This window comes from Dactylosporangium thailandense, assembly GCF_059739745.1.
Genome location: NZ_AP029195.1, coordinates 4,963,811 through 4,986,577 on the forward strand (window position 1 = coordinate 4,963,811; position 22,767 = coordinate 4,986,577).

A 22,767-nucleotide genomic window follows, 5' to 3' on the forward strand; every position below is an offset into this window, starting at 1 on the left:
CACTGCGGGGGACTGTCAAGAGCCGTGAGGACTCGAAGCTCAGCTCGAGTAGAGGTCGGTGCGCCGGTCAGCCAGAGGCTGGTTGAACGGGTTCTCCCGGCGCTCGCGACGGGTGCCGACGAGATCGACCTCGGCCAGCACCAGCTCTTCGCGGTCGCGGCTCGCGGGCTCGGCCAGCGGCCAGCCGTCGGGGCCCACGAGCACGGACCGCCCGACGAACTCCTGCCCGCGCTCGACGCCGATCCGGCTGATGCCGGCGACGTAGAACTGGTTGCTGTGCGCGCCCGTCATGCACATCAGGTGCGCCATCGCCGGCCCGGTGTCGGGCTGCCCGGGCACGGGCACCCAGTTCGACGGCAGCACGAGAAGATCCGCACCTTGTACGGCCGCGCTGCGGAACGTCTCGGGGAACCAGGCGTCGTAACAGATCCCGACGCCGATGCGCCCCAGCGGGGTGTCGAACACCGGGAAGCCGGCCGTGTTGGGGTCGTAGATGCGTTTCTCGTCGTTCCACAGGTGGGCCTTGCGGTACGTGCCCAGGTGGCCGTCCGGCCCGAGCACCACCGCGGCGTTGTAGACCCGGTCCCCGTCGAGCTCGGTCAGGCCGCCGACGATCCAGATCCCCAGCTCCGCCGCGAGCGCGGCCCAGCCGGTGCTCGTGGGACCGCCGGGTATCGGCTCCGCGTACTTCGCCGCCTCCGCCCGGTCCGCGAACACGTAGCCGGCCGAGGACGCCTCGGGCAGCACGACGAGCCGGGCCCCCTCGGCCGCGGCCCGCCGGATCCAGCCCGACGAGGCCGCGAGGTTGCCCTCGACGTCACCGAGGACCGGCTCCCACTGGACGCCGGCCAGGATGAAGCCGGTCACCAGGCCGCCCGGACGGCCGTGTACTTGATGTTCAGGTACTCGTCGATGCCGACCCGCCCGCCCTCGCGGCCGAGGCCGGACTGCTTCACCCCGCCGAACGGCGCCGCCGGGTTGGAGATGACGCCCTGGTTGAGCCCGACCATGCCACTCTCGAGGCGCTCGCTGACGCGCAGGCCCCGGGCCAGGTTCTCGGTGAAGACGTAGGAGGCGAGGCCGTACTCGGAGGCGTTGGCCAGGCCGACCGCCTCGTCCTCGGCGTCGAAGACCACGATCGGGGCCACCGGGCCGAAGATCTCCTCGCGGACGGTCCGGGCGTCGACGGGCACGTCGGCCAGGACCGTCGGGGCGAAGAAGTAGCCGTCGCCGGCGACGGCCGCTCCCCCGGTCACGACCCGGGCGCCGGCCGCGGTCGCGTCACAGACCAGCTCGCCGACCGACTTCACGGCGTTGCCGTCGATGAGCGGGCCCACCTCGGTCGCGGGGTCGAGCCCGTGCCCGACGCGCAGGCGGCCCAGGCGCTCGGCCAGGCCGCCGACGAACCGCTCCGCGACGGAGCGGTGGACATAGAAGCGGTTGGCGGCGGTACAGGCCTCGCCGACGTTGCGCATCTTGGCCTGGACGGCCCCCTCGATGGCGAGATCGAGATCGGCGTCGTCGAAGACCAGGAACGGCGCGTTGCCACCGAGCTCCATGGACGTGCGCAGCACCCGCTGGGCGGCCTGGCCCAGCAGGGTCCGGCCCACCTCGGTCGAGCCGGTGAACGACACCTTGCGCAGCCGCGGGTCGTCGAGCAGCGCCGAGCTGGCCTCGCCCGAGCGGGCGGTGGTGAACACGTTGACCACGCCCCGCGGGACGCCGGCCTCCTCGAGGATCGCCACCAGCGCCAGCATCGACAGCGGGGTCTGCTTGGCCGGCTTCACCACGACCGTGCATCCGGCCGCGAGCGCGGGGCCGATCTTGCGGGTGCCCATCGCCATCGGGAAGTTCCACGGGGTGATGAGCAGGCACGGGCCGACCGGCTGGCGCATGAGCAGCACCCGGGAGCCGCCGGCCGGGGCCGGCAGGTAGCCGCCGTCGATGCGGACGGCCTCCTCGGCGAACCAGCGGAAGAACTCCGCCGCGTAGGTGACCTCGGCCTGCGACTCGGCGAAGGCCTTGCCCATCTCCAGGGTCATCAGCCGGGCCAGGTCGTCGCGGCGCTCGACCATCAGCTCGAACGCCCGGCGCAGCATCTCGCCGCGCTCGCGCGGTGCCGTGGCGGCCCAGGCGTGCTGGGCCCGGTCGGCGGCGGCCAGGGCGTCGAGCGCGTCGGCGACGGATGCGTCGGCGACCTCCGCGATCACCGAGCCGGTCGCCGGGTCCTCGACGCCCAAGGTCTTGCCGCCCTGGGCCGCCCGCCACTCGCCGTCGATGTACAGGCCCTTCGGCACCCGGCCGGCCACCGCCGTCGCCGCGGCCAGCGCCTCGTCAAATGCGGCCATTGCTTCCTCCTCCACCGGCCGGTCGTCGCCGGTCCGGTCCGTCGCCGGCGTTACAGCCGGCCTAGCCCACTGGGCAGCTCGATGTCGGTATTGCTGAGCAGCTCGCTGAGTTGCCGGGCGGCCTTCATGACCGACTCCGCCACGTCGTCGATGCTGTCGCGGGTGAGCCGGTAGGTGGGGCCGCCGATCCAGACCGCGTACGGCGTGGCGCCCCGGATTCGCACCGGCGCGGCCACGGAGGCCGCGCCGACCTCGAGCTCGTCGTAGGCGAACGCGAACCCGCGGGCGCGGACCGCGGCCAGCGAGTCCATGAACGCGTCCAGGTCGCCGACCTCCGGCGGGGCGTGGGTGGCGAACTCCTCGGCGAAGTCGGCGCGGACCTCGGCCGGGTCGAGCGCGGCCAGCAGCACCTTGCCGGTGGACGTGGCCCAGACGGGCTGGGTCCGCGGCACGGGCTTGAGGGTCTGGCCGATGAGCGAGGGTCCCGGCACCTGGGCCACGACCATCACCTTCGGGGCGAGCAGGACGTCGAAGCCCGCCGTCTCCCGGGTCTCCCCCGCCAGGCCGCGCAGGACGTCGCGCATGTGGCCGTAGGCGCCGCCGCCGTCGAGCAGGCCGCCCACGATGGACAGCAGGCCGAGGGACACGCGGTACCGCCGCGTCACCGGGTCGAGGGTCAGCCAGCTCTCCCGCTCGAGCACGGTCAGCACCCGGTAGCAGGTCGCCTTCGGGATGCCCGCCTCGCGCGCGACCTCGCTGAGGCCGACGCCCTCGGGGTGGGCGGCCACCGCGCGCAGCAGCCAGATGGTGCGCCGGACCAGCCCGGCTTCACCAGATGCCATCGAGTACCTCCCGTTATCCGCATGTCATCGTCAGCGGCAATTCTTTCGATGCCATCCTGGCAGGCGCGGCGGGCCGCCGGGATGCCGGACGAGGCCGTGACCCCGTCCGGCACCCCGCGCGGCTACTTGCCGCCCTCGGTGATCGTCGGCGTCTCGGGCTTGTAGGAGCTGCCCACGACGTCCACGCCGGACGCCTTGAGCTCCTCGCGGGCCTTGTCCGACAGGTCGGTGCGGAACGCGCTGCTGTCCGGCTTGCTCTTGAGCACGCCGCCCTTGATCGCGATGTCGATGGTGGAGTCCCACGACTTCTGGTCCATCGCGCCGATGCCGTTCGGCGACGGCCAGATCAGCTTGTTGACCTCGGTGAGCATCCAGGTCTGGTGACCGGTGCCCAGCGCGCTGCCGTGGTTGAGCACGATGTCGACGCAGCCCTTGAGGTCGTCGCGGCAGGCGGCCCAGCCCTGGTACGACGCCTTGAGGAACTTCACCGCGGTGTCCTGGTTGGCCTGGTCCTTGAGCCAGTCCCCGCGGCTGTAGATGCCGTCCTCGAGGCTGGTGTAGCCGGCGTCCTGCAGGCTGATCGCGGTGAAGTCCGAGGGCTGGTACAGCTTGCCGGTCTTCGGGTTCTTGGTCTCCAGCAGCTGGGCGTACTCGTTGTACGTCTTCGCCTGCGCGCTGTCGACCTCGCGCTTGAGCAGCAGCGACATGTCGAACGGCTGCTGGATGATCTGGGTGTCCTTGGTCGGCTCGACGCCCGCGCCGCGCATCGCCGCGTACTGCACCAGCTCGTTGCCGTAGCCCCAGCTGCCGGTCTTCTTGCCCTTGAGGTCGGCGAGGGTCTTGATGCCCGAGTCGGCCCAGGCGACCTGCAGGTACGCGCCGCGCTGGAAGACCTGGCCGATGTTGACCAGGTCGGCGCCCTGCTCGCGGGTCGCCATCGTCTTGGTGACGTGGCTGACCGCGAACTCGGCGTTGCCGGACGAGAGGACCTGCTGGGGGACGATGTTGACGCCGCCCTCCTGGATGGTCACGTCCAGGCACGCCGCGTCGTAGAAGCCCTTGTCCTTCGCCGCGTAGTAGCCGGCGAACTGGGCCTGGGCGACCCACTGGAGCACGACCCGGACCTTGGTCTTCGACGTGCAGTCCTTGCCGGCGTCGGACGCGGCCTGCGTGCCGCTGTCGGACATGCCGCCACAGCCGGACGCGAGCAGCGCGGTGGCCGTGAGGGCGCTCAGACCGGCTGCTAACCGGCCCGGCCGTCTACGAAGGAACATGCTGACTCCAAAGCAGAGAAGAGTTTGGGGGGGTTTGCGGGGGTGCGACGCCTACGGGTTCTCGTCGTGCAGCGAGGAGTGCCAGGGCATGAGGAGGCGCTCCAGCAGCGACACGACGCCGAACATGGCCAGGCCGAGCACGCTCGCCACGAGGATTCCGGCCCAGGCGTAGTCGAACCGGGGCAGCGACGCCTGCGAGGCGATGTAGACGCCGAGTGCGTTGCTCGGGCCGCCGAAGTACTCGGTCACGATCACGCCGATGACGGCGAGGGTGGAGCCGAGCTTCAGCGCGTTGAACAGGAAGGGCAGCGCGTTGGGCAGCCGCAGCATCAGCGCCACGTGTCGGGGCTTGGCCGCCAGCGACTGCATGAGCTCCAGGTGCAAGGGTGAGACCTGCAGCAGGCCCCGGGTCGTGTTGACCAGAACGGGGAAGAACACCATCACGGCGGCGACGCCGGCCTTGGAGACCAGGCTGGTGACGCCGAACCAGTTGTTGAAGATCGGGGCCAGGGCCACGATCGGGGCGCAGTTGATGATGACGGCCACCGTGAGCACGGGCCCGGACATGCTCGGGAACCGGCTCAGCACCAGCGCCACCACGACGCCCCAGGCCACGCCCATGAGCAGGCCGAGCAGGACCGCCTCGACGGTGATCCGGGAGGCCGACATGATCGTGGTGAACTGGCCGGCGAACGCGGACAGGATCGCGGTCGGCGTCGGCAGGATGAACGACGGGACGTCGAACACGATGACGGCGAGCTGCCAGGCGCCGAGGATCACCAGGGCGGTGACGACGACCGGCAGGACGCGGCCGAGCTGGGCCCGCAGCCGGGACGGCTGGACGGCCTGGGTCACGGCCATCAGGCGGCCTGCTCGGCGAGCTCGCTGTGCAGGGCCGTGCGCGCCTCGGTCACCTTGGCGAAGAACGCTTCGGTGGTACGGGTGGCCGAGGTCCTCGGGTACGGCAGGTCCACGTCGATGCTCGCGGCGATCCGGCCGGGGCGGGCCGACATGACGACGATCCGCGAGGACAGGAAGACGGCCTCGGAGATGCTGTGCGTGACGAACACGACCGTGGTCCGGGTGTCGGCCCAGATCCGCAGCAGCTCGCCCTGCAGCCGTTCCCGGTTCATCTCGTCCAGCGCGCCCAGCGGCTCGTCCATGAACAGGATCGCGGGGTCGGCGGAGAGCGCGCGGGCGATCGCCACCCGCTGCTGCATGCCGCCGGAGAGCTGCCACGGGAAGTGCTTGGCGAACTCGGAGAGCCGGACGAGCTCCAGCATCTCCTGCGCCTTGGCCCGGCGGGTTTGCTTGTCGGCCCCGGCGACCTGCAGCGGCAGTTCCACGTTGCGCTGGACGCTGCGCCAGTCGAACAGGCCGGCCTGCTGGAAGACCATCCCGTAGTCGCGGTCGCCGCGGGCGGCGCGGGGCGTCTTGCCGTTGAGCGTCACCGTGCCGCTGGTCGGCTCGGTGAGGTCGGCCAGCACGCGCAGCAGGGTGCTCTTGCCGCAGCCGCTCGGGCCGAGCAGCGACACGAACTCGCCGCGCTCGATCGTCAGGTCGATGTTCTGAAGCGCGGTCACCGAGCGCTTGCCGCCGCTGTTGAACTCTTTGTTGACTCCGCGGACGGAGATGATGGCGGGCTCAGTCATCAGCTACTCCAGGCACATGTCGAAGGTTCGGTGCGGTCTTGCCACCGCGGACGCCGGTGCGCCCAGTCTGGCTCGGCGAGGCTTCGCTGATGCGACCCAGACCGGGCGTCCTGGCGGGAGCGACGGTCCGCAGGTGACGCGGTCCGAGCCATGGGCTTCTGGCTCTTGCTGGACCGCTCACGCATGGCGGTGCCGGAGCGCGAATCGCTCGATCAGGCCCAGCAGCTGCACGAAGACGATGCCGGCGACCGCGGAGACGAGGACGGCCGCGTAGAGCTTCTCCGGGCCGTTCGAGTAGTAGTAGGCGAAGGTCAGGATCGACCGGCCGATGCCGCGACCGGTGCCGGCCGACAGCTCGCCGACGATCGCGCCCACGACGCTCGCCGTCGCGGCCAGCCGGAGCCCGGCGAACACGAACGGCAGCGAGGCCGGCACGCGCAGCCACCACAGCACCTGGAGGCGCTTGGCCCCCACGCTGTGCATGAGCTCCAGGTGCACCTTCTGCGGCGACTTCAACCCGCGCAGCGTGTTGATCGTGACCGGGAAGAACGCCAGGTAGGCGGCGATGCCGGTCACGGCGATCCAGGGCGGGGCGCCGGCCTTGCCGCCCCAGATCACGATCATCGGCGCGATCGCCACCAGCGGCACCGTCTGCGAGGCCACCAGCCACGGCATCAGGCCCTTGCTGATCGGGACCACGTTGAGGAACACGATCGCGAGCAGCAGGCCGAGCACGGAGCCGGCGACGAGGCCGTAGAGGGCCTCGCGCAGCGTCACCGTGGTCTCACCGATCAGGTACGCGGCCAGGGACATCGAGTCGCCGCGCCGGGCCGGCTCGATCAGCGAGTGCAGGATCGTCGAGAGGTGGGGCATCGACAGGTCGTCGGTGGCCACCGGAAAGCCGATCTTGGTCCCCGGGATGACGTCGCCGACCGCCTGACCGAGCGCCTTGTACCCCTCCCAGAGCCCGGCGAGCAGCGCGACGACCCCGATCGAGCCGACGGTGTTGATGACGTGTTTCTTCACGTTAGGTCCGCGAAGGGACCGGCCCTGCGCCAGCTGCTGCCGCCCGCGCTGGGCGCGCCCCGTCTCGGCCGAGGTCGGCGGCGGAACGATCTTTGTCGCGGTCATGTGCAGGCACTCTCCGAAACCTCTCGGGAGCCGTCGTCCGGCGGTAGTGTTTCACTCAGTGAACCGTTGGATCGGATCACTCAGTGAACTGGTGGTTCACGATAGAGCCGTGACTCAGGGCACGTCAATGCATCCGGCAACGCGGATCTCACGCGTTTCGGCGGGCCGTCCAACCGCTGATGACCTGGGTATTTCCGCGCATTTCAGGTGGGTTTCGCGTCGCCCGAACGGCCGAACCCGCCCCCGGCCGGACGGCTACGGGCCGGCGACCGCCGGGAGAGTGTCGCCCCTGTGGTGATCCGCTCGGGCCGCCGGTCGCGACAGTGGAGGCATGCAGACGCCTCCGCCGAGCGACGCCGACCTGATGGCTCAGGTCGCGGCCGGTGACGAACGCGCGCTGCGCGAGCTCGTCGAGCGGCACTCGGCATGGCTCGCGCTGCGGCTGCGGCGGCGCACCCCCGACGAGGAGCTCGCCGCCTCCGCCCTGCAGGACACGTTCGTCGCGGTCTGGCGCCAGGCGCGGCACTACCGCGGCGACGGCGACGTCGGTGCGTGGCTGTGGGGCATCGCGATCCGGCAGCTGATCTCCCGGCTGCGGGGCCGGCGCGGGCCGACGCCGGTCAGTCAGCAGGTCGTCGCCGCCCTGTCGCCGGCCCTGCGCAGCGCCGAGGACGAGCTGCTGGCCGCCGTCGAGCACGGCGACCTCGGCGCGGCCCTGCGCGGGCTGTCGCCGGAGCTGCGCGAGGCGCTGCAGGTGACCGTGCTCGACGGGCTCAGCACGCGGGAAGCGGCGCTGCTGCTCGGGGTGCCGCAGGGCACGGTGAAGAGCCGGGTGCGGCTGGCCAAGGCCCGCCTGCGCCGGCAGCTGATGGAGGGACTCGCATGAGCGTCACGGAGCGAAGCGGAGGCGGCGGCATGAGCTGGCACGTCGACGAGCGGGCCTGGCGCGCGTATGCGGCCGGGGAGCTCGACCCGGTGGCCGAGACGGCCTTCGAGCAGCACGTGACGGCATGCCCGGACTGCCGCGCCGGTGCCCGCCCGCTGGTGCCCGACGCCGGGGCGCTCTGGACCGCGGTGCACGCCGAGGTCACCCGGCCCCGGCGACCCTGGCCGCTGCGCGTGCTCGCCCGGCTCGGGGTGCCGGAGTCGGACCTCGTCGTCGTGGGGGCCGCCCGTGACCTGCTGCTGTCCTGGTCGGTGGCGGTCGGCGCCGCGGTGTGCTGCGCCTTCCTCACCGGTCTCGCGCCGGTGCGCCTGCCGGGCGGGCCGCCGGCACTGTTCCTGCTGCTCGCGCCGTTGATCCCGGTGCTGGCGGTGGTCGCGACGTACGACACCACCGACCCCTTCCGCGAGGTCACCGCGACCACACCCTTCTCCAAGCTGCGGCTCGCCCTGCTGCGCACCACGGCCGCGCTCACCGCGGCGGTGCCGCTGACCGTCGCGGCGGCCCTGGCCGTCCCGGCGCTGCACGGCTACTTCGCCACCTGGCTGCTGCCGGGTCTGGCGCTCACCGTGGCCACGCTGATCCTGCTGACCTGGCTCACCGCCCGGGTCGCCAGTGCGGTCGTGGCGGCCGGCTGGCTGGCCGCCGCCTCCGCCGCGGCCGGGGCCGGCGGCATCCAGGCCGTGACGACCGCCGCCGGCCAGGCCGGCTCGGCCCTCGCCGTGGCCGTCCTCGCCGTCGTGCTCGTGCATGTCACCACCACCCATGGAGCCGCCCGATGACCGCCACCCTGACCGACGTCTCGAAGCAGTACGGCCGGACCGTCGCGCTGCACCCGACGACCCTGCGGCTCGACGAGGGCGTGGTCGGGCTGCTCGGCCCCAACGGCGCCGGCAAGACCACCATGCTGCGGGTGCTGTCGAGCGCGCTCGCGCCGAGCAGCGGCACGGTGACCGTGGCCGGTCACGCCGTCACCGGCTCGCACGCCGAGCGCACCGAGGCCCGCCGCCGGATCGGCTACCTACCGCAGGAGGTCGTCTTCCCCCGCGGCATGACCGCGTTCGGGTTCCTCGACTACATCGCCGTGCTCAAGGAGTGGGGCGACACCGCGCGCCGGCACGACGAGGTGCGCCGGGTGCTCGGCCTGGTCGGTCTCGGCGAGCGCGCCACGGTCAAGGTGAAGGCGCTCTCCGGCGGGCAGCGGCGCCGGCTGGCGATCGCGCAGGCGCTGCTGGGCGATCCGGCGCTGCTGATCCTCGACGAGCCCACCACCGGCCTCGACCCGGAGCAGCGCGCCTCGCTGCGGGGCCTGCTCTCGGGCCGGCCGGGCACCGTGCTGATCTCGACCCATCAGACCGAGGACGTGTCGGCGCTGTGCGACCGGGTCGTCGTGCTCGACGCCGGCCGGGTGCGCTTCGACGGCACCGTGCCGGAGCTGCTCGCCACGGCCGCCGGCCGGGTGCATCAGGGCGCCGCGCCCAGCCCCGGCGCGGTGCAGACCTGGCGGACCGGCACCGGGCTCATCCGATCGGTCGGCGGCCGGCCCGCCGCCGGCTCCTCCGCCGTCGAGCCCACGGTCGAGGACGCGTACCTGTTGCTCAGAAGCGCCACTCCCGAAGGAGCCGCGGCATGACCGCTTCCGTCACACCCACCGAGCCCATGCTGGGCGTCCTGGCCCGGCAGGAGATCCGCCACTACCTCACCGCCAAGCTGTACTGGCTCGGCGCGGCCCTGCTCGCCGTCGTCACCGTCATCGGCTTCGTCGACCCCGGCGCGGCGTCCGGCGGCGGCGAGTCCTCGACCATGAGCATGATCGGGCCGGCCGCGGTGCTCGGCGTGCTCGGCCTGATCATCATGGCCGGCCTGACCCGCCGGTCCGACCGTGCGGCCGCGGCGGCCGGTTCGGTCGCCGTCCCGGAGCGCACCCGCACGGCGGCCCTGGCCGCGTCCGTCGTGGTCCCGCTGCTGACGGCCCTCGTGTGGTACGCCGCGGCCCTGGTCGACTACCAGGTCAACCCGCCGTCCCCCTCGACGGTGCCGTTCGGGCCGTTCGGCGCCGGGCACGTCTTCGCGGTGATGTTCGCGCTCGGCGTGGTGCCGGCCGTCGGCGGGCCGCTGCTCGGCCTGCTCATCGCCCGCTGGCTGCCCGGCCGGGGCGTCACCCCGCTCGCGGTCGTGCTGGTCGTGCTGGTCACGATCCTGATGCAGGGCAACTTCCAGTCCACCTGGCGGTGGCGGGTGATCTGGCCGTGGACCTACTGGTACGGCCCCCTCGGCTGGAACAACGGCACCGGCCACTGGGTCGCGCTGCCCGGCTCGCCGCTGCTGTGGATCGTCTACCTGCTGGCCCTGTGCGGGCTCGGCCTCCTCGTCGCGGTCTACCACGACCCGGAGTCGAACCGTGCGCGGCTGCGCCTGCTGATCGCCGCGGCCACCGCAGCCGCGGTGCTGGCCCTCGTGCTCACCATGGTCCTCGGGCTGCCCGACGCGGCGTTCAACCCGCTCTCCGGCCCGAACGTCTGATGCCGCGCCACGCCGCGCGGGCCGTGCCCTGGCCGCTCGTCACCGTCGCCGCCCTGCTCATCGCCGGGCTGCTGGCGGCGGTCCGCTACGACAACTGGACGCTCTGGCCCCTGCAGGGCACCGCGGTCGGCCTGCTCGCCGGCGCGGTCGGCTGGTGCCTCGACGAGCCGGCCGCCGCGGTGGTCGACCCCGCGCCCCGCGGCCTGGCGTGGCGCACCCTGGCCCGGGCGAGCGGCATCGCGGTGCTGCTCGCCGCCTGGTCGGCGGCGGTGTGGTGGGCGCGGACGGAGCTGTACGGCCACCCCTGGGCCGTCCTCGGGCAGGGCTACGCCGCCGCGATCATCGCGACCGCGTGGGTCACCTGGCGCCGGACCCGGGGCGAGGCCACGCCCGGGCAGCGCTGGGCGATCGCGGTCGTTCCCGCGGTCACGGTCTGGGCGTTGGTCCGGCCGATCGAGCGGCACGTGCCCGTCTTCCCGTACGCGTTCGGTGGCGGCTTCGGCGACTGGACGCTCAGCGCCCGCGGGTGGGCCGTCGCCGGTGGGGCCGGGGCCGTCGCGCTCGCGCTGGCCCTGATCCGCGACGGCCGCCCGTGGCGCCGCCCGGCCGCGATGGCCGGACGGCCCCGTTCTCGGAGCGTCAGCGCACGGTGACGCCGTCGAGCATCCAGTACCAGGTGTTGTTCGCGTCGTACCTGCGGAAGGTCACGGGTCAGGGCCCAGCCGCGCCGCTCGGTCACGCCGCCTGTCGGCATGCGGCCGTTGTCGATGGTCCAGCCGGCCGCGCCGGTGTGGGCGAAGCCGGGCACGCCCGCGGGGATGACGGTCTCGTCGACGCGGCCGGACAGGGCCCGGTAGGCGGCGTCGAAGTCGTCGGCGCGGGTGGTGAACAGCGAGCGGCCGTCCAGGTTCCACGCGGGGTTGACGCTCACGACCACGTGGCCGAGTGCGATCACCGCGACGTCGACGAGCCGGGTGTCGATCGGGCGCTGGCCGGCCGCGATGCCGGGCCGTTGGCGATGACGAAGGTCCGGCGCTCGGGGATCGAGTTGCCGCCGTGGCCGCCGGCGTCGGTGTGGCCGTGGTCGGTGGCGACCTCGATGAGCCAGCGCTCGCCGGCGTAGGTGGCCCGGGTGGTGCGCACGGCGGTGAACGGCTGCCCGACCTGGGCGTCGGCGCCGGGACCGGGTTGGGCACCGAGGGCGGCGGCGCGCTGATCGGCGTGTCGGCGACGGTGACGTCGTCGATGGCCCAGTACCAGTTGCTCGCGGCGTCGTGGAGCCGCCAGGCGAACCGGGCCGTGGTGGCACCGGCGGGAACGTTGACGGCGCGGGTCACCTAGGCGTTCTGGGCGTCGGCCACGTTCGGTCCATAGTGGACGATGGTGCTCGCGGCGCCGCCGTCGAAGGACACGGTGACGTCGGCCTTCTGGTTGCCCTCCTGGCGGTAGTGGCCGGCGAAGCCGAGGTACAGGGCGCTGGTGCCCGACGGGATCGCGACCGGCTGGCCGGACAGCATCGAGTCGAAGGTCGTGCTCGCGGTCGGGTTGCCGCGGTCGTCCCACTCGTCGGGGTCGGCGACCGCGAACACGCCGCTCGCGCGGGTGAAGTTGCCGCGGTCCTGGGTGTCGGCCGCGGTCCCGAACGGCATCGTGGTGAACGACCGGCCGCGCCACTCACGCACTCCGTCGGCCGTGCTCGACTTGACGGCGACGGACCAGCCGGCCCGGGCCGCGTGCGTCCAGCCGAGGGTGCCGGCCGGGATCGACTCGTCCAGCGCCGGCTGCAGCTGCCCGGCGAGCGAGTCGAAGTTCTGGGTGGCCACCGTCGCGGGGCGGTCGCGGCGGTGAGTCCCGCGGCCGCGACGGCGGCGGCCACGGTACCGATGAACATGCGTCGATATGACCCGGGCCGGAACTGTCGGGTCTCCAGGTGAATCCCCGGCCCCGGGTGAGCGACCGGCCGCTTATCGTTGCGTGATCAAGCGCGTCTCGAAGCCGATGCGGTCGCCGCGGTACAACGACCGCACCCGCTCGATCGGGATGCCCGCCGGGTCGCGGCTGAGCCGCTGCATGAGCAGCATCGGCAGGGCCGGATTGGTCTGCAGCAGCAACGCCTCACGCGGGCTGGCCAGCGCGGTCTCGATGCGCTCGGTCGCCTCGGCCCAGACCACGCCGAGCTCGTCCTGCATGAAGCGGTACAGCGAGCCGCTCGGATCGAACCGATCGAGCAGCGCCGGGTACCGCCGCGCGGGCAGGTACGTGGTCTCCAGCCCAAGCGGCTCCCCGTCGGCCCGCAGCACCCGCTCCAGCCGCACGATCGGGGCGCCCGGCGCGATCTCGAGGGCCGCGGCGATCTCGTCGTCGGCCGGGACCTCCTCGAGCGCGACGACGATCCGGGACGGCTCGTGACCCAGCGCCCGCAGTGCCTCGGTGTAGCTCGTCAGCGAGAGCGGGTGGATGAGCTTGGGCCGGGCGACGAAGGTCCCGCGGCCCTGCTGGGCGGTGAGCCGGCCCTCGACCACGAGCTCCGAGATCGCCTGGCGGACCGTCGAGCGGGCGACGTTGAAGCGGCCGGCGAGATCGCGCTCCGGCGGCAGCGGCGCCCCGACGCCGAGGTGGGCGATCTCGTCGAGAATCAGGGCCTTGACGGCGTAGTACTTCGGCACGCGGCCGTGAACCGGAATACCCGAGCGGTGGAGCGACGCCGACATGGGGTCCTACCTTAGGCGACGCCGGTTCGATAACAAAGCCATAACAGGTCCGAACCTTTGAGACTCGTTTTCCGCCGTTGGCCGACGCGTTCCCGGCCCGTTCACCTCCCGTCCCTACCTTGGCGGCCGCCTATGGGGACATCGACGAGGAGTTGACCATGAAGATCTTCACCCGAGTCGTGCTCGGTGCCGCCGCCGCGTTACTGCTGCTGGCCGGCACCGCCGCATGCTCCTCCGACGACAGCAGCACCTCCGCCGACGCCGGCTCCTCGGCCGCGTCGGGCAAGTTCGCCAAGGACTCCGGCACGCTCGTCTTCGGCGTGGTGCCCGACACCGCGTCGACGCAGCAGAACTACCAGCCGCTGCAGGACTACATCGCCAAGATCTCCGGGCTCAAGGTCGAGTACCGCGAGTCGTCGGACTACGCCGCGCTCATCGAGGCCTCGGTCTCCGGCAAGGTCGACATCGCCAGCTTCTCCGGCTTCACGTACGTGACCGCGAAGAACAACGGCGCCAAGATCACGCCGTTCGCCTCCATCATCACCAAGCAGGGCCAGGAGCCCGGCTACTACTCCGAGGCCATCGCCCCGGAGGGCTCGTCCATCAGCAAGATCGAGGACTTCAAGGGCAAGAAGGTCTGCTTCGTCAGCCAGACCTCGACCTCGGGCTACCTGTACCCGAGCTACAACCTGCTCAAGGCCGGCATCGACCCGACCAAGGACGTCACGCCCGTCTTCGCGGGCAAGCACGACGCGTCGGCGCTCAAGGTCTCCCAGGGCAGCGAGTGCGAGGCCGGCTTCGCCGAGGACGTCGCCGTCGAGGCCCAGAAGGGCCTGAAGGTCATCAACAAGACGTTCGTCATCGGCGCGCCGATGACGCTGTCGGACGCCCTGCCGGCCGACCTCAAGCAGAAGCTCGTCTCGGGCCTGCAGAACGTCACGATCGACCAGATCAAGTCGGCCGGGATCGCCGGGGCGGACAGCGACAACTTCAAGAAGACCTTCTACGCGCTGGCGCCGGTGGACGACGCGAAGTACGACATCATCCGGGATCTGTGCAAGCAGACCAAGGCCGCGGCCTGCAACGGCTGAGGACACGACAATGACGGTCAGTGACGCGGCACCCGCGGTCGAGGTGCACGGGCTCAGCAAGACCTTCGGGCAGGTCGCCGCCCTGCGGGACGTGTCACTGACGGTCAAGCGCGGTGAGATCGTCGTCCTGCTCGGACTCTCGGGCTCGGGCAAGACGACGCTCCTGCGCCACATCAACGGGCTGGAGACGCCGAGCGCGGGCCGCCTCGCCGTGCTCGGCCAGGACCTCGCGGGCCTGCACGGCCGGGAGCTGCGCCGGATGCGCGGCCGCATCGGCATGGTCTTCCAGCAGTTCCATCTCGTCAGCCGGCTCACGGTGCTGGAGAACGTGCTCACCGGGGCGCTGGCCGGCCTGCGCGGCCCGCGCCTGGGCATCGCCTCCTACCCGCGCGAGCTGCGCCACCGGGCGCTCACCCAGCTCGACCGGGTCGGCCTGCTCGACAAGGCCTACCAGCGCGCCGACGCGCTCTCCGGCGGCCAGCAGCAGCGGGTCGCGATCGCCCGGGCCCTCATGCAGGGGCCGGAGATCCTGCTCGCCGACGAGCCGGTCGCCTCGCTCGACCCGGAGTCCAGCGACCAGGTGATGGCGCTCATGCGCGAGATCGCGGCCGAGAACCAGCTCACCGTCGTGTGCAGCCTGCACCAGGTCGAGATCGCGCTCGCCTGGGGCCAGCGGATCGTCGGCATGCGCAACGGCGGCGTCGTGCTCGACGAGCCGGCCGCGAACCTCACCCGCGAGACGGCGATGCGCATCTACGGCCGCATGACGGCGTCGCTGGCGGAGTCCAAGTGAGCACGACCCTCCCCTCGCTCGACGTGCGGCGGGCGCCCCGGCGCCCGGGCCCGTCGAAGGCCTCCGTGGTCGCCGGCGTGCTCGCGGCGGGACTGCTCGTGTTCGCGGTCTGGTCGCTGGCCCGGATCGGCTTCACCGCCGAGACGTTCACCGAGAGCGTCGACAAGGTGGGACCGTTCCTCGACCGGGTGCTGCCGCTGCGGTTCCCGCCCATGGCGGAGCTGGTCCGGTCGATCGGGATCACGCTCGGGGTGGTGCTCTGCGGTACCGTCCTGTCGGCATTGATCTCCATGCCGATCGCCTACATCTCGGCCCGCAACACCAGCCCGGCGCCGTGGCTGATCCCGATCGGCCGCGCCGTCGGCGTCGTCGCCCGCGCGGTGCCGGACGTCGTGCTGGCCATGCTGTTCGTGCTGCTGTTCACGCTCGGCTCGCTGCCCGGCATCCTGGCGATCGCCCTGCACTCGATCGGCATGATCTCGAAGCTGTTCGCCGACGCCATCGAGCAGATCGACGAGGGCCCGCGCCAGGCGATCCGGGCGACCGGCGCCTCCCGGGCCCAGGAGTTCTGGTCCGGCATCTTCCCCCAGGTGCTGCCGTCGTGGATCGCCACCACGCTGCACCGGGCCGACATCAACCTGCGCGGCTCGGTGCTGCTCGGCTACGCCGGCATCATCGGCCTCGGCTACGACCTGCGCCTGGCGCTGGAGTCGCTGAGCTACCGCCGCGCGATGGCCTTCGCGCTGGTCATCTTCGGGCTGTGCGTCGTGTTCGAGATCGTCTCGACGGTCATCCGGGCCCGGCTGCTCGGCTCGGCGCCCACGGGGCGGAGCCTCGGCGCACGGCTCGCCCGCCGGCTCCCCCGCGCGCCACGCGACCCCGGCGAGGCGCCCGCGGTGCCGCACCCGCAAGCCGACCGGGCCGCCGCCGTGGCGGCCGCCATGCGCCGGCCCTGGTCCCGCGACCGGATCGCGTCGACGGCGTCGATCACCGCCGCGGCCGTGGTCATCGCCGCCGCCGTGATCGGGTCCGAGGCGAAGTGGCTCGACCTGTTCAGCTTCTGGGGCCAGATCCCGTTCCTGCTCGAGCGCACCTGGCCGCCGTCGATCGAGCCGCGCACCTGGACGAACGTCTTCGACGCGCTGCTCGTCACGCTGGAGATCGCGGCCGCGGCCACCCTGCTCAGCCTCGTGTTCTCGCTGCTGATCGGGCCGCTGGCCGCCCGCAACGCGGCCCCCGGCGGCGTCGTGCGCGCGCTCGCCCGGCTGCTGCTGCTCGTCATCCGCTCGGTCCCCGAGCTCATCCTGGCCATCGTGCTCATCATCATCACCGGCCTCGGCCCGCAGGCCGGCACCATCGCCCTCGCCTTCGTCGGCGTGGGGCTGCTCGGCAAGCTCATCGCCGACTCGCTCGAGGAGACGCCGGCCGGCCCGCAGCTCGCCGTGCGCTCCGTCGGCGGTACCCGGACCCAGGTGTTCTTCTCCGCCACCGCCCGGCTGAGCGTGCCGGCCCTCGTCGGGCACACGCTGTACCTGTTCGACAGCAACATCCGCTCGGCGACCGTGCTCGGCATCGTCGCGGCCGGCGGCATCGGCTACTACCTCATCGACGCCACCCGGGTCTCGCGCTACGACCAGGTGACCGCGTTCGTCATCGTGCTCGTGCTCGTCGTGCTGGTGGTCGAGGGCACCTCCATGGTCATCCGCCGGGCGCTGCGGTGACGGGCTCGCTCACGATGTCCGACGAGCCCTTCGATCTCGCCGTCGTCGGCGCCGGCATCGTCGGGCTCGGGCACGCGGCCGCCGCGCTCGAACGGGGCCTGCGCGTGGTGGTCGTCGACCGCGCCACCGAGATCACCGGGGCCAGCGTCCGCAACTTCGGGCACGCCTGCGTCACCGCCCAGACCGGCCGGGCCCGCGAGTACGCCGAGCGGTCCCGCGAGCTGTGGCTGCGCTACGCCCGCCGGGCCGGCTTCTGGGCCCTCGAGTCCGGCACGCTGGTCGTGGCCCGGGCCGCCGACGAGCTGGCCGTGCTGGACGACTGGAGCCGCGACGAGCCGGGCCTGACCCTGCTCGACGCCGGCGAGGTCGCCGAGCGCGCGCCGGTGCGGGGCGCGACCGGCGGCGCCTTCCTGCCCCGGGACCTGCAGGTCGACCCGCGGGAGGCGGCCCCGGCGCTGGCCCGGCACCTCGCCGCGGCCGGGGCCGGGTTCCGCTGGCGCACGGCGGCCCTCGGCGCCGGCGACGGCGTCCTGCACACGTCCCGCGGCCCGATCCGCGCCGGCGCGATCGTGTTCGCCGTCGGCCACGACGTCGACCAGCTCTACCCCGACGTCGCCGAGGGGGCCGGCGTGGTGCGGTGCGGCCTCGACATGCTCCTGGCCGAGCCCGCGGCCCTGCGCGCGCCGCTGCCGCACCCGGTGCTGACCGGCTGGTCGCTGCTGCGGTACTCGGCGAGCAACGCCACCCCGGCCGCCAAGGCGCTGCGCGAGCGGCTCGCCACCGAGCACCCGGAGCTCTACGCGCTGGATCTCAACCAGATGTACACCCAGCGCCCCGACGGCACCCTCGTCGTCGGCGACACCCACTACCGCGGCACCGCGGTGGCGCCGTTCCAGGCCGAGCCCTCCTTCGCCGCCCTGGCCGGCGTCACCGAGGAGCTCTTCGGCGTCGAGCGGCTGCCGATCCGCGAGCGGTGGCAGGGCGTCTACGCCTCCGCGCCGGAGGAGTTCCTCATCGCCGCCCCGGCCGACGGGGTGCGGATCGTGTCGGTCACCACCGGCATCGGCATGACCACCGGCCTCGGCCTGGGCGAGGCCGTCATCACCGAGTTGTTGGGATAAGGACGAACAGATGCCATTCGAGACCGTGGTACTGGACCTGGCCGGCACGACCGTCGTGGACGACGGACTCGTGGAGCGGAGCTTCGAGCGCGCCTTCGACCGGGTGCTGCCCGGCGACCCCGGCCGCGCCGCCGCCCTGGAGCACGTGCGGGTCACCATGGGCCAGTCCAAGATCGAGGTCTTCCGCGCCATCGCCGACGAGGACACGGCCCAGCGGCTCAACCGGGCCTTCGAGGACGCCTACGCCGAGCAGGTCGCCGAGGGCCGCTGCGCGCCGATCCCCGGCGCCGAGGACACGGTCCGGCAGCTGCGCGAGCGCGGGCTGGCCGTCGTCTTCACCACCGGCTTCGGCCGCGCCACCGCCGACGCCGTCGTCGACGCCCTGGGCTGGCGCTCGCTCGCCGACGCGGTGCTCACCCCGGCCGACGCGGGCCGCGGCCGTCCCGCCCCCGACCTGCCGCTGACCGCCCTGCTGCGCACCCGGGCCAGCGCCGTGTCCGCCCTCGTCGTGGTCGGCGACACCGAGTCCGACGCCGCCTCGGGCGTGGCCGCCGGGGCCGGGCTGGTCGTCGGCGTGCGCACCGGCGGCCGCGAGGAGCGGGCGCTGCTGGCGGCCGGGGCCCACGCGGTGATCGGCAGCGTCGCGGAGCTGCCGGCGCTCATCGACGCGAGCCGCTGAGGTGGGGGGCGGGGTGCGGTACGCCCGCTGGGACGGCGTCGGCGCGCCGTTTCGCATCGTCACCGCGGAGCCGCCGGCCGTGGCCGCGGGCGAGGTGCTCGCCGAGATCGAGCTGGCCACGATCTGCGGCAGCGACCTGCACACGGTCTCCGGCCGGCGCCCCGGCCCGGCCCCCACCGTCCTCGGCCACGAACAGGTCGGCCGGGTGGTCGCGGCCGGTGCCGGTGTACCGCTGCGGCCCGGCGACCGCATCGTGTGGTCCGTGACCGTCTCCTGCGGCGCCTGCTCCCGCTGCGCGCGCGGCCTGGAGCCGAAGTGCGAGCGGCTGCGCAAGTTCGGGCACGAGCCGATCGCGGCCGGCTGGACGCTCAGCGGCGGCTTCGCCACCCACGCGCTGCTGCCGGCCGGCACCACGATCGTGCCGGTCCCGCCCGGCCTGCCCGCCGCCGTGGCCGCCCCCGCCTCCTGCGCGACCGCGACCGTCGCCGCGGTCCTGGACGCCGTCCCCGCCCTGGCCGGCCGCCGGGTGCTCGTCACCGGCGCCGGCCTGCTGGGCGTTACCGCGGCCGCCATGGCCTCGGCCGCCGGGGCCGAGGTCACGGTCTGCGACCCGGACCCCGGCCGCCGGCGCCGGGCCGCCGGCTTCGGCGCCGCCCACGTGACCGGCCCGGACGCGCTGCCGACCGGCGTCGACGTCGCCGTCGAGCTGTCGGGCTCCGCGGCGGCCGTCACGGCGGCCCTGGCCGCCCTCGGCGTCGGCGGCCACCTGGTGCTGGCCGGCTCCGTCTCCCCCGGGCCACCGGTCCAGCTCGACCCCGAACGGGTCGTGCGCAACTGGCTCACCGTGACGGGCGTGCACAACTACCGACCGGCCCACCTGACGAAGGCGGTCGACTTCCTGGCCGCCCACCACGAGCACTACCCGTTCGCCGCGCTCGTCGGCGACCGCTTCGCCCTGGACGACCTCGACCGCGCCATCGCCTCGGCGGCCGACTCGCCCGCCCTGCGCCAGGCCGTCGATCCCGCCCGGCGGCCGCAGGTTGCGCCGCCGAGCGGGTGACATCGGACCGGGTGCCCATCGGTGTGCGAGGTCCCGAAACCGGCGCCCAGCCTCATGACCCCGCGGCGTACGGACTCCGGGCCCGGATCGGCAGCGGCCGTCCGGAGCGCCCGGGCGCCGCTGGGCGGGCCGCGACGATCGCCAGCACGATCAGCGCCGCGCAGCAGAGCCAGGCGAACCAGTCGCCGAGGCGGGCGTACACCGTGCGGGTCCCGCCGATCGGCACGTCGGCGATGATCGTGGTGTCCGGGTCGCGGACGGCGTCGGACTCGGCCAGGACCTCGCCCGCCGGGGTGCTGATGGTCAGGAGCCCGTTGCGGCCCGCGCGCGCGACGGCGGCGCCCGTCTCCACGCCGCGGACCACCGCCATGCGGCCGTGCAGCCAGCCATCGCTGCCCATGTCCCAGGCCGGGGCGAGCAGGACCGCCGCGCCCGCGTTGCGGTTCTCGCGCACCAGCCCCGGGAAGTCGAGGTCCTTGCAGACGATGAGCCCCAGGCCGCCGGGGAGCACCACCGGCGGGGCGTCGCCCGCCTCGAGTTCGCTCTCGAGCCCGGGGATCAGGTGGTGTTTGGTGTACGTCACCGCGGCCCCGCCGTCCGCCGGGAACGCGACCGCCACGTTCGTCGCGGTACCGGCGCGGCGCGCGGTGGCGCCCGCGACGACGGTCACGTGCCGGTCCGACGCCGGCTCCGCGAGCGGGCCGACGAGCAGCGGCCACGTCCGCTCGTCGGTGTCGAAGACCTTCTCGGGCAGGACCACGACCGCCGCGCCGGCGTCCGCGGCGTGGGCGATCTGCTCACGGTACGACCGCAGCTGTTGCTGTCCCTGAGGGCTGTCCGGGCGCAGCTCGGCATCCGCCGGGCCGCCCAGGACCGCGATGCGGATCGTCCGGCCGCCCGGTGCCGGGGCGAGCAGGCTCGCGGCCGCGGCCAGCGCGAGGATCGCGGCCGCCGCGGGCAGCGCGCGGGGCCGCAGCGTCGCGAGCGCGGCCGGGGCGAAGGTCAGCAGGAAGGTCACGCCCCACACGCCGGTGGCGGCCGCGACCCCGATCACCGGGCGCACGTCCGCCTGGGTGTAGCTGAGGCTGAGCCAGGCACCGTGGGGCTGGGCGAGCGAGATGCCGTACTCCCCCGCGGCCCACACGACCGGGACCGCGAGCGCCGCGGCGACGGGGCGTAGGAGCGCGACCGCGGTCGATCACTCCGGCTGCCCCCCGGACCGCCGCTAGGGCAGCCCCCGGGGTGTGCGTGTACCTCGGCCATGCGCGCGAGCACCGCGCGTTCGCGTTCGGTACGGTCCCGGCGCGCGGTCGCAACGAGCGCTACCCGTTCGCCGCACTCGTCGGCGACCGCTTCGCCCTGCACGACCTCGACCACGCCATCGCCTCGGCGGCCGACTCGCCCTCCCTGCGCCAGGCCGTCGATCCCGCCCGGCGGCCGGAGGTTTCGCCGCCGAGCGAGTGACATTGGATCGGGGTGACCATCCGCGGACCTGGCAGCGTCGGCGCGCAGCGCCCAGCGGTCCCTGGCGGGAGCGACGGTCCGCACCACGACGAACCCGAGCCATCACGGATGCGGCCGGTTCAGGCCCGGCGGGCCCGCGCGTACCAGAACGCGGCCGGGTCGAGACGGGCGCTGCGCTCGGCGTCGCGCCTCATGGCCCCGCGGCGTACGGGCGCCGGTCCGAGGTCTCTAGACTTTGGACTCATGGACGGCACGCCCCGATCCGAGGCGGCACCGGTCCGGGCCGACGTGGCACGGCTGCCGGTGCTGCCCGTCGCCGGTCTGCCGCTGTGGCGCCGGGCCTGGCCGCGCTGGACGGCCGCCGCGCTGGTCCTCGCGCTGCTCGCCGCTGCGGTCGTGCTCGCCACGTGAGGGACTTCGAAGGCGCCGAGGTGCTGTTCCGGCTGGAGCAGATCTCGACGGTGACCGGGCTCCGGCTGGCCGACGGGTCGGAGGTCGTCGTGAAGTCGCGGCCCGACGACGGCCGGGCCGCGGCCTGTGTCGAGGCGCAGGCGCAGCTGGCCGCGCGCGGGTTCCCGTGCGCGCGGCCGCTCACCGCGGTACGGCGGATCGGCGAGCTCGCCGTGCACGTCGAGGAGCACCGGCCCGGCGGCGAGATCGTGGTCGGCGCCGAGCGCCTGGGCGCGGCGTTCGGCCGGGTGATGGCCGCGCTGGAGGACGTCGCAGTCCCGCCGCCGCTGCCGAATCCGCGCTGGGTGCGGTGGGACCACTCGGATCCCTCGCTGTGGCCGGCGATCGGCCGGCTCGACGCGATGGACCAGCGGGCCGTGCCGGCGTTCGTGCTCGACATCGCCGCGCGGGCCCGGCGGCGGCTCCTGGCCTCGGGGTTGCCGTGCGTGCTCGGGCACGCGGACTTCGAGGCGCAGAACCTTCGCTGGCACGGCGACGAGCTGTGGGCCGTGCACGACTGGGACAGCCTGGCCTGGCAGCCGGAGGCGGCCCTGGCCGGCGCGGCGAGCGGCGTGTTCCCCCGCGCCTCGGGGCAGCCGACCCTGGCGCCGATCGAGGGCTCCGAGGCGTTTCTCCTGGCGTACCAGGACGTTCGGGGGCGCCGGTTCACCGCGGCCGAGCTGGAGGTCGCGTGGGCGGCGAGCCTGTGGCCCGCCGCCCACAACGCCCGCTGGGAGGTGCTGCACGGCCAGTCCCCGGTCTGCGGCGACGCGCTGCGGGACCAGGCCGCCGAGCGTCTCCGCCGCGCCGGGGCGGGCCGGAGGCGCCGGGTCAGCGGCGGAGGTACGTGAGCGCCGCCGCCTCGCTCACGAACAGTCTGCCGGCGATCGCCTGGTTGGTGCGGCCCTCAGCCATGAGCGCGAGCGTCCGCGTGGCGGAGGCCGACGACCTCGAGCACGTGCGA

Annotated in this window: 26 protein-coding genes and 1 pseudogene; 16 read left to right on the forward strand and 11 right to left on the reverse strand. The window is 73.6% G+C overall.

Going from position 1 to position 22,767, the window contains the following annotated elements:
• Positions 1-39: 39 nt before the first annotated feature.
• From AC6JBM_RS21490 to AC6JBM_RS21520, 7 genes are all read right to left on the reverse strand, one after another.
• Positions 40-867 (reverse strand): nitrilase family protein, encoded by an 828-nt coding sequence (locus AC6JBM_RS21490; protein WP_497985360.1) that lies wholly within the window; start codon positions 865-867, stop codon positions 40-42.
• On the reverse strand, positions 864-2,348 hold the full coding sequence (locus AC6JBM_RS21495) for an NAD-dependent succinate-semialdehyde dehydrogenase (protein WP_497985361.1): 1,485 nt from the start codon (positions 2,346-2,348) through the stop codon (positions 864-866). Before AC6JBM_RS21495 ends, AC6JBM_RS21490 begins: the two co-directional genes overlap by 4 nt.
• Before the next feature lie 50 nt (positions 2,349-2,398).
• Positions 2,399-3,190 carry an IclR family transcriptional regulator gene (locus AC6JBM_RS21500; RefSeq protein ID WP_497985362.1) on the reverse strand — a complete coding sequence of 264 codons (792 nt, stop codon included), beginning with the start codon at positions 3,188-3,190 and terminating at the stop codon, positions 2,399-2,401.
• Positions 3,191-3,312: 122 nt separating this feature from the next.
• Positions 3,313-4,464, reverse strand: a complete 1,152-nt coding sequence (locus AC6JBM_RS21505) for an ABC transporter substrate-binding protein (protein WP_497985363.1) — start codon at positions 4,462-4,464, stop codon at positions 3,313-3,315.
• 51 nt (positions 4,465-4,515) lie between these two features.
• On the reverse strand, positions 4,516-5,325 hold the full coding sequence (locus AC6JBM_RS21510) for an ABC transporter permease (RefSeq protein WP_497985364.1): 810 nt from the start codon (positions 5,323-5,325) through the stop codon (positions 4,516-4,518).
• The gene (locus tag AC6JBM_RS21515; RefSeq protein ID WP_497985365.1) at positions 5,325-6,116 is read right to left on the reverse strand and encodes an ABC transporter ATP-binding protein; all 792 of its coding nucleotides are present in this window, start codon (positions 6,114-6,116) and stop codon (positions 5,325-5,327) included. The genes AC6JBM_RS21510 and AC6JBM_RS21515 overlap by 1 nt, the downstream gene beginning before the upstream one ends.
• Before the next feature lie 177 nt (positions 6,117-6,293).
• Entirely contained in the window at positions 6,294-7,247 is a 954-nt protein-coding gene (locus AC6JBM_RS21520; protein WP_497985366.1) for an ABC transporter permease, read from the reverse strand.
• Positions 7,248-7,578: 331 nt separating this feature from the next.
• On the opposite strand from AC6JBM_RS21520, the gene AC6JBM_RS21525 reads away from it, so the two are divergent.
• From AC6JBM_RS21525 to AC6JBM_RS21555, 7 genes are read left to right on the forward strand one after another with little or no spacing between them, the layout of a single operon-like run.
• Positions 7,579-8,133: an RNA polymerase sigma factor gene (locus AC6JBM_RS21525; RefSeq protein ID WP_497985367.1), complete on the forward strand. Its 555-nt coding sequence runs from the start codon at positions 7,579-7,581 to the stop codon at positions 8,131-8,133.
• A complete protein-coding gene (locus AC6JBM_RS21530; protein ID WP_497985368.1) occupies positions 8,130-8,972 on the forward strand; it encodes a zf-HC2 domain-containing protein in 843 nt (280 codons plus the stop codon). Before AC6JBM_RS21525 ends, AC6JBM_RS21530 begins: the two co-directional genes overlap by 4 nt.
• A complete protein-coding gene (locus AC6JBM_RS21535; RefSeq protein ID WP_497985369.1) occupies positions 8,969-9,823 on the forward strand; it encodes an ABC transporter ATP-binding protein in 855 nt (284 codons plus the stop codon). The genes AC6JBM_RS21530 and AC6JBM_RS21535 overlap by 4 nt, the downstream gene beginning before the upstream one ends.
• Positions 9,820-10,713, forward strand: a complete 894-nt coding sequence (locus tag AC6JBM_RS21540; RefSeq protein WP_497985370.1) for a hypothetical protein — start codon at positions 9,820-9,822, stop codon at positions 10,711-10,713. The genes AC6JBM_RS21535 and AC6JBM_RS21540 overlap by 4 nt, the downstream gene beginning before the upstream one ends.
• Complete coding sequence (locus AC6JBM_RS21545) at positions 10,713-11,366, forward strand: hypothetical protein (RefSeq protein ID WP_497985371.1); 654 nt, start codon at positions 10,713-10,715, stop codon at positions 11,364-11,366. Before AC6JBM_RS21540 ends, AC6JBM_RS21545 begins: the two co-directional genes overlap by 1 nt.
• Positions 11,363-11,836, forward strand: a complete 474-nt coding sequence (locus tag AC6JBM_RS21550) for a hypothetical protein (protein WP_497985372.1) — start codon at positions 11,363-11,365, stop codon at positions 11,834-11,836. Before AC6JBM_RS21545 ends, AC6JBM_RS21550 begins: the two co-directional genes overlap by 4 nt.
• Complete coding sequence (locus AC6JBM_RS21555) at positions 11,794-12,054, forward strand: hypothetical protein (RefSeq protein ID WP_497985373.1); 261 nt, start codon at positions 11,794-11,796, stop codon at positions 12,052-12,054. Before AC6JBM_RS21550 ends, AC6JBM_RS21555 begins: the two co-directional genes overlap by 43 nt.
• Here the strand turns inward: AC6JBM_RS21555 and AC6JBM_RS21560 are convergent.
• Entirely contained in the window at positions 12,051-12,536 is a 486-nt protein-coding gene (locus tag AC6JBM_RS21560; protein WP_497985374.1) for a hypothetical protein, read from the reverse strand. The two genes, AC6JBM_RS21555 and AC6JBM_RS21560, sit on opposite strands and share 4 nt — an antisense overlap.
• Positions 12,537-12,677: 141 nt before the next feature.
• On the reverse strand, positions 12,678-13,424 hold the full coding sequence (locus tag AC6JBM_RS21565; RefSeq protein WP_497985375.1) for a GntR family transcriptional regulator: 747 nt from the start codon (positions 13,422-13,424) through the stop codon (positions 12,678-12,680).
• Between the two features lie 158 nt (positions 13,425-13,582).
• Here AC6JBM_RS21565 and phnD point away from each other — a divergent pair, with 158 nt between their 5' ends.
• From phnD to AC6JBM_RS21595, 6 genes are read left to right on the forward strand one after another with little or no spacing between them, the layout of a single operon-like run.
• Complete coding sequence (phnD, locus tag AC6JBM_RS21570; RefSeq protein WP_497985376.1) at positions 13,583-14,515, forward strand: phosphate/phosphite/phosphonate ABC transporter substrate-binding protein; 933 nt, start codon at positions 13,583-13,585, stop codon at positions 14,513-14,515.
• Between the two features lie 10 nt (positions 14,516-14,525).
• Positions 14,526-15,308, forward strand: a complete 783-nt coding sequence (gene phnC, locus AC6JBM_RS21575; RefSeq protein WP_497985377.1) for a phosphonate ABC transporter ATP-binding protein — start codon at positions 14,526-14,528, stop codon at positions 15,306-15,308.
• Complete coding sequence (phnE, locus tag AC6JBM_RS21580) at positions 15,305-17,029, forward strand: phosphonate ABC transporter, permease protein PhnE (RefSeq protein ID WP_497985378.1); 1,725 nt, start codon at positions 15,305-15,307, stop codon at positions 17,027-17,029. The genes phnC and phnE overlap by 4 nt, the downstream gene beginning before the upstream one ends.
• A complete protein-coding gene (locus AC6JBM_RS21585) occupies positions 17,026-18,150 on the forward strand; it encodes a TIGR03364 family FAD-dependent oxidoreductase (protein WP_497985379.1) in 1,125 nt (374 codons plus the stop codon). Before phnE ends, AC6JBM_RS21585 begins: the two co-directional genes overlap by 4 nt.
• A gap of 10 nt (positions 18,151-18,160) precedes the next feature.
• Positions 18,161-18,829, forward strand: coding sequence for an HAD-IA family hydrolase (locus AC6JBM_RS21590; RefSeq protein ID WP_497985380.1), 669 nt, complete (start codon positions 18,161-18,163; stop codon positions 18,827-18,829).
• A gap of 13 nt (positions 18,830-18,842) precedes the next feature.
• Positions 18,843-19,889, forward strand: coding sequence for a zinc-binding dehydrogenase (locus AC6JBM_RS21595; RefSeq protein ID WP_497985381.1), 1,047 nt, complete (start codon positions 18,843-18,845; stop codon positions 19,887-19,889).
• A gap of 52 nt (positions 19,890-19,941) precedes the next feature.
• Here AC6JBM_RS21595 and AC6JBM_RS21600 read toward each other — a convergent pair whose 3' ends face one another.
• Together AC6JBM_RS21600 and AC6JBM_RS21605 are read right to left on the reverse strand one after the other, a co-directional pair.
• Positions 19,942-20,916 carry a nitrilase-related carbon-nitrogen hydrolase gene (locus AC6JBM_RS21600; RefSeq protein ID WP_497986505.1) on the reverse strand — a complete coding sequence of 325 codons (975 nt, stop codon included), beginning with the start codon at positions 20,914-20,916 and terminating at the stop codon, positions 19,942-19,944.
• A pseudogene (locus AC6JBM_RS21605) lies at positions 20,896-21,054 on the reverse strand (nitrilase-related carbon-nitrogen hydrolase); the annotation flags it as partial. The pseudogene AC6JBM_RS21605 and the gene AC6JBM_RS21600, both read right to left, overlap by 21 nt.
• Before the next feature lie 83 nt (positions 21,055-21,137).
• Here AC6JBM_RS21605 and AC6JBM_RS21610 point away from each other — a divergent pair.
• The 3 genes from AC6JBM_RS21610 (at position 21,138) to AC6JBM_RS21620 (ending at position 22,654) form a co-directional block, all read left to right on the forward strand.
• Positions 21,138-21,353 carry a hypothetical protein gene (locus tag AC6JBM_RS21610; protein WP_497985382.1) on the forward strand — a complete coding sequence of 72 codons (216 nt, stop codon included), beginning with the start codon at positions 21,138-21,140 and terminating at the stop codon, positions 21,351-21,353.
• Positions 21,354-21,596: 243 nt separating this feature from the next.
• Positions 21,597-21,764: a hypothetical protein gene (locus AC6JBM_RS21615; protein WP_497985383.1), complete on the forward strand. Its 168-nt coding sequence runs from the start codon at positions 21,597-21,599 to the stop codon at positions 21,762-21,764.
• Positions 21,761-22,654: an aminoglycoside phosphotransferase/kinase family protein gene (locus tag AC6JBM_RS21620; protein ID WP_497985384.1), complete on the forward strand. Its 894-nt coding sequence runs from the start codon at positions 21,761-21,763 to the stop codon at positions 22,652-22,654. The genes AC6JBM_RS21615 and AC6JBM_RS21620 overlap by 4 nt, the downstream gene beginning before the upstream one ends.
• The last annotated feature ends 113 nt before the right edge of the window (positions 22,655-22,767 follow it).